General features: G+C 41.6%; 7 protein-coding genes and 1 pseudogene. 3 read left to right on the top strand and 5 right to left on the bottom strand.

Translation table 11 applies throughout. From position 1 onward, the window contains the following. Positions 1–445 precede the first annotated feature (445 nt). Positions 446–1,417 carry a protochlorophyllide reductase gene (locus tag QNJ66_RS26040; protein ID WP_300511577.1) on the bottom strand — a complete coding sequence of 324 codons (972 nt, stop codon included), beginning with the start codon at positions 1,415–1,417 and terminating at the stop codon, positions 446–448. A gap of 353 nt (positions 1,418–1,770) precedes the next feature. Between QNJ66_RS26040 and QNJ66_RS26035 the strand changes: the two are divergent. From QNJ66_RS26035 to QNJ66_RS26025, 3 genes and pseudogenes are all read left to right on the top strand, one after another. Beyond that, a pseudogene (locus QNJ66_RS26035) lies at positions 1,771–1,959 on the top strand (chlorophyll a/b binding light-harvesting protein); the annotation flags it as partial. Between the two features lie 122 nt (positions 1,960–2,081). Beyond that, positions 2,082–2,837: an alpha/beta hydrolase gene (locus QNJ66_RS26030; protein ID WP_300511576.1), complete on the top strand. Its 756-nt coding sequence runs from the start codon at positions 2,082–2,084 to the stop codon at positions 2,835–2,837. A 29-nt stretch (positions 2,838–2,866) separates the two neighbouring features. Beyond that, positions 2,867–3,154, top strand: coding sequence for a hypothetical protein (locus tag QNJ66_RS26025; RefSeq protein ID WP_300511575.1), 288 nt, complete (start codon positions 2,867–2,869; stop codon positions 3,152–3,154). Between the two features lie 238 nt (positions 3,155–3,392). On the opposite strand, the gene QNJ66_RS26020 is transcribed toward QNJ66_RS26025, so the two are convergent. From QNJ66_RS26020 to QNJ66_RS26005, 4 genes are all read right to left on the bottom strand, one after another. After that, the gene (locus tag QNJ66_RS26020; protein WP_300511574.1) at positions 3,393–3,719 is read right to left on the bottom strand and encodes an HNH endonuclease signature motif containing protein; all 327 of its coding nucleotides are present in this window, start codon (positions 3,717–3,719) and stop codon (positions 3,393–3,395) included. Beyond that, positions 3,719–4,084, bottom strand: a complete 366-nt coding sequence (locus tag QNJ66_RS26015) for a hypothetical protein (RefSeq protein WP_300511573.1) — start codon at positions 4,082–4,084, stop codon at positions 3,719–3,721. Before QNJ66_RS26015 ends, QNJ66_RS26020 begins: the two co-directional genes overlap by 1 nt. Further along, positions 4,081–4,488 (bottom strand): hypothetical protein, encoded by a 408-nt coding sequence (locus QNJ66_RS26010; protein ID WP_300511572.1) that lies wholly within the window; start codon positions 4,486–4,488, stop codon positions 4,081–4,083. The genes QNJ66_RS26015 and QNJ66_RS26010 overlap by 4 nt, the downstream gene beginning before the upstream one ends. Positions 4,489–4,772: 284 nt before the next feature. Further along, on the bottom strand, positions 4,773–5,237 hold a 465-nt coding region (locus QNJ66_RS26005; RefSeq protein WP_300511571.1), incomplete at its 5' end, for a redoxin domain-containing protein.

Here is a 5,237-nt window from a genome sequence, read left to right as displayed (position 1 = left end):
TCTTGATGCAGTCGCTCCTTGATGGGAACCACCAAGACCGCGCTGCATCGCTTTAGGGCGCACAGTCCAATTTGTGCTATAATTCACAAGTTAGCTCAGTGCAGGTAGGATTCGTCGCTACTACCCCTGATTACGACGTGAAGCGACACTGATAACGGAGGAGCGAACAACCTCTATAAAAACGTATGGGCTTTAACAAGTTGCGAAATCCAGAAAAGTAAACCAATTTCAGTAAAGTATCCTGGGGCGCAGGATAACTCTAGGTTTTGTATCCTAGTACGCTTGGGGAGATAAGCCCTCTGGGGCTATCTAAGTTAGGCTTAATACTTGGTAGAGTTCTACGGGTATTTGGTTTAAGTATTGCCGTAAGGATAGATAGCTTAAAGGTGTGTCGCTGAACCAAGAATCTCCGTCCGTTTACGGCTCAGAGCGTCAAACTTTGATATCAGCTAACCTTAACCAGTCCCACTAAAGACTCACTTAAGTCCCACATCCGTTTGGCCTTCGCTTCATCTTGGGCCTGAGGGGACACCTTTTGTACAAAAGACTGACGGCCTTTCTTCTGACGATTTCCCCAACTCCAATAAGCCCCAGACTGACTATATTCAGGTTTGGTGACGACATCCGCTACTCGTTCCCCGGCTAATTCTTGGGAGACATAACCCCCTGTAATATTCTTTTGAAACCAAGGAAAGAGTTTTTGAAACAGGGGATAATGGTTACGAAATAGAGGGGTATCAGCCACACATCCAGGATACAGAGAACTGAAGACAATGCCAGTTTTGTCATGATAGCGTCTATGTAGTTCTCGCATGGTTAGAACATTGCAGACTTTACTATCTTTATAAGCTTTCACCGGTTCAAACTTTTTCCCATCGATCATAGAAATAGGTTCTTTAAAACCCGCTTCAAAGCCTTCTAAGTTACCCAAGTCAGGGCGAGGGGGTATTTTCCCTCCCAACTCATCCGGGTTATGGGTGACAGTCCCTAAAATCACTAACCGCTTTTCGGGGGCGGGGGACTTTTTGAGATCCTCTAACATTAAATTACAGAGGAGGAAATGGCCCAGATGATTCGTCGTCATACTTAACTCATAGCCTTCGGGACTCCGTAAGGGTTCTTTGAGTAAAGGCATATAGATGGCTGCATTACAGACTAAAGCTTCAAGAGACTTGCCAGTACCTCGAAAATCTTTCACAAACTGTCTGACACTGTCTAAGTTACCCAGATCAATCTGCATAACAGTGTAACTATCGAGGGGCATTCCCAAAGACTGAGCTGCTTGGTGAGCTTTCGGTTGGTTACGACAAGCCATAATAACGTGCCAGCCTCGTTCAGCTAAAGCTTTCGCTGCATATAAACCAACGCCAGAGGATGCGCCAGTGATTATAACCGTTGATTGACGATTTTCTGCCATTTATAAAGAGACTCCCTTAAAACTTTATTAACAATATCCAGAGCCTCACACCACATCTCAATCGGTTTGTATCCCAGTATTCTAGGGTAGCACAGGGCGTAATCTTTAGCTCATACCAAATCCGATTGTCAAAACCTCTTTATAGTTTTGCTCTCCTTCCTCCCACACCTCCCACACCTCCCAATACTGCTCGGTTAACAAATTTATCTGTTGAGACAGGGATGGGGAAGAGAGGGAAGAGGGGGAAGGGTGGGAAGAGAAAACATTATGTATTGCTTAATTCTCCCCACACCTCCCACACTCCCCACACTCCCTATTTCATCAACTTTTCAAGCTTATCCGAGTAGTATTGTGTTACACCCTATTTTGCTGATACAACGATTTTAGACCTCGGCCGCCATACACCCCGTTGTTGGTTAGCCAATGCTCACTTTTTCTTAGCCTTTTTCTTCTTACAAGGTCATCTCTGGCACGCTTTGCGAGCGATGGGGTTTGATTTTAAACAAGTCGAAACTGCGTTGAATAACTTAGAGCAAGTGTAAATAAAAAGGGGTTAAGGGGTGTCTAACGGTTGTTTGCAAGACACAGATGGACATCCTCTTAACCTTCCTTATTCAACTCTACTCTTTATTGTGCCTCAATTTTTCTTGATTTGGAGTTTTTTATGTCTTCTATTCCGACTGCTTTATGGTTAAGTGTGAGTCCAGCATTACACCGCTTTAACCGTCCTTTAATTAGTAAAATTTCTCAACAGCATGGCCTTGCTTTGTGGGAATACGAGCAAACTCCTGATGAACCCATTACCCTCGATGTGGCTTTAGTATTGTTACACGACTATTGTAAACAACTGGATCATCCTGTTCATTTGATTGGTCATGGTTTGAGTGGGTGGTTAGGAATGATCTATGCTCAACGCTATCCTGAAAGGGTAAATTCTCTTACCTTATTATCTGTGGGTGCTAATTTAGGAATAGATTGGCAGAGTCATTATTATGCTATGCTCAAGTCCTTACCCTGCGATCGCCATACTATTCTAACCCAAATTGTTTATAGTTTATTTGGTCGTCAATGTCCGTTTAAAACGGAGTTATTAATTTATATTCTAGAACAAGATTTATTATCTTCTCCTTCTCCTAACACTTTAATTAAACAATTAAGTGTGACTCCTGAAGTCATTTCTGTGCCTTTATTTGTGCTGGGAAGTCGAGATGATATGGTGGTTTCTTCTTATCAACTGAATGCTAGGAAACCTTGGTTAAAATCAGGAGATGTTTTGTGGGAATGCCAGCAAGGAAGACATTTTTTCCATTATATGAAGCCTCAAGAAGTGAGTGAAAAAGTTGCTCTATTTTGGGAAAGTGTATCAGTAGAATCAAAAAGAGACAACAGTTCTTTATTAAGTCGTTGTCAAAAATTCTAATCATTTTCGTTGTGTTCTAAATAGGTATAATGGTTTTGCAACAAATTATTGTTAGCCAAATGGGTTGGTTTTTTCCCTTACTTATTTGGTTAGTTTTACTGTGCTTTTTTTGTTCTATTTTCTTCGCTATGCAAGATGGAGTGGTTTATCTAAAAAAACTCCACGCCATTCCTTGCGATCGCTGTATTTTTTATACGGGAGAAACTTGTTTAAAATGCACCATTCATCCCTATAAAGCTTTAACGGAAGAAGCGATTAACTGTGAAGATTGGGAAGCAAACGCCCGAAATTATCGCTTCGCTCGAAGTCAGAAGTAGAAACGGAAGTAGGAAGTTTTTTTCTAATAATTTGATGGGTTTTGCACTTTCTACTCTCTTGGTCGGTTAAACTTGCGCCCTTCGGGTTCGCCACTTGCTCTACTTGGGGAGACCCCAAGACCGCAGTGGACTCACCGTGCGACGGCGCGTTTCCCGACCGCTTCTAGACGCAGAAATAGGGTTTAAGTCCCCCGCTATAAATTGATTTTAGCGGTTTTCAATTGGGTGTATCAAGATTTTAGTGATCGGATTTCGTTCGATTGCAGTGAGCATGAACGAGTTGCAAGTTACTGGTAGTAGTTGCAAGTTCTGGGTAAAGAGAAAGGGGTTTTATATGGTCTATTTCGGCTACTTTGAGGGTTAAACAGTGACCACAGATGGCACAAACCCCCTCTTGTTTGATATATTGTTTCTTCTTCCACGTTTTCCCTTCTGGAGAATTACGCCAAGTCTTGAAACGTCCTCGTGGACTATAACGTTGTTCAATGTCCTTGACAATGTCTTGATTTTTAGATGCCCATTTGTCAAGTTCAAAGGTCAGTTGATAGAGGCGTTTACTGTTCATTATCCTTTAATAGTGGCTAAGGTTGCTTTCATTTGGGCAAAGTGGGTTTCTGCACTTCGCATAGATTTAAAGGCTTGTTGCGCAAGCAGACTTAATTGGGGATCAGAGGTTTGTGTGAAAGGAATCGAAATTACGTTATTCATTCGCTGTAAGAGGGTTTCTAATAAACTCTCTAGAGTTATTCTGGTTTGAGGTTTGATCTGAGTTTTGCTTAGATATTTACGAATAGCCGCAATAACTTCGTTAAGGTTGTAGATTAGGATACGCCCTTCTTTATGGATGGGAGTTAGGTTTTGGGTGATGGCAGTAGCTAGGTAGGTGCTAAGTCCGTAGCCTCTCAGTTGTTTCCGTGTGGTAGTATTCATGCTGCTGGTTCGTTTTGATGATCAAAATAGGCTTTGTGGGCTTCAATTAAGGCTTCTATCCAAGGATCTTCCATACCGAATGTTTTGGCGAAGGCGTAAAGTCTAAAAATGACAGCAAGAAAAGTGCTTCTCATTTCTTGCAGCTTTTCTTCCCCTTCTCTGATTTCTTCAGCAAATTTTATTTCTATCGCTTCTATTTTCTTCTTCTTCTTCGTAACAAGGGCTTTTTGGGCTGCTTGTAATTTTTGTCGTTGGTAGAGTTCTGGACCGGCAAATTTAATAAGTGCGAGGAGGAGTTCTTCTTGGCTGGCTTCTTTGCAATTTAACCCATCATAAGCTCTTTTTGCGTCTTGTGCAGTCCAACGATAATGTACTGCTAATTCGATGGCTTCTTTTTTGGTCACTGGTTTTTCCTAATTCCTCTACCACTCTAGAGAAACTTGTTTTTTGGGAGAGTGCTGTGATTTTGATCACCTAGCATTCATCAAATTAAAACTATAGCACTACGCATTATGCTATTTGACATGGATAAAATGACAAAACCTTGTAGGCCGATGCACTCCCCACCTTACAATAAGGTCATAATCTTTCTTTGTACTGCTATATCTGTATTATCGATCGCTGATCTCTAAAAAAAGCAGGGGTCAACGATCATTGACCCCTAGGGTGTTTCAATACAACACTTATGCTATTTATTGGGTTGAGGAGTCATACGTAAATAGGGTTTAACTTCTGTAACACCTTTGGGAAACTTTTGTTTTGCTTCTTCTGTGGGAATGGAGGGAACAACCACACAATCTTCTCCATCTTTCCAGTTAGCGGGGGTAGCTACTTGATGATAATCGGTTAATTGTAGGGAATCAATCACCCGTAAGATTTCATCAAAGTTACGTCCGGTACTGGCAGGATAAGTAAGAGTTAGACGTAATTTTTTGTTGGGGTCAATAATAAAGACAGAACGAACTGTAAGATTATTTAGGGAGTTAGGGTGAATCATCCCGTATAAATCCGCAACTTTGCGATCGGGATCAGCAATAATAGGATAGTTAACGGTGGTGTTTTGGGTTTCGTTAATGTCGTTAATCCAACCTTTATGGGAGTCCACGCTATCCACACTCAAGGCTAGAACTTTAACGTTACGCTTGTCAAATTC

Origin of the sequence: Crocosphaera sp. (assembly GCF_030064895.1) — a bacterium.
GTDB lineage: Bacteria > Cyanobacteriota > Cyanobacteriia > Cyanobacteriales > Microcystaceae > Crocosphaera.
Note: the sequence above shows the minus strand (reverse complement) of the source record. Positions and strands in the feature narration are given on the sequence as shown.

Coding starts and splice junctions, on each gene's coding strand:
- QNJ66_RS26025 (WP_300511575.1), top strand. CDS start 2,867: ATGGTTTTGCAACAAATTATTGTTAGCCAAATGGGTTGGTTTTTTCCC.
- QNJ66_RS26020 (WP_300511574.1), bottom strand. CDS start 3,719: ATGAACAGTAAACGCCTCTATCAACTGACCTTTGAACTTGACAAATGG.
- QNJ66_RS26030 (WP_300511576.1), top strand. CDS start 2,082: ATGTCTTCTATTCCGACTGCTTTATGGTTAAGTGTGAGTCCAGCATTA.
- QNJ66_RS26040 (WP_300511577.1), bottom strand. CDS start 1,417: ATGGCAGAAAATCGTCAATCAACGGTTATAATCACTGGCGCATCCTCT.
- QNJ66_RS26015 (WP_300511573.1), bottom strand. CDS start 4,084: ATGAATACTACCACACGGAAACAACTGAGAGGCTACGGACTTAGCACC.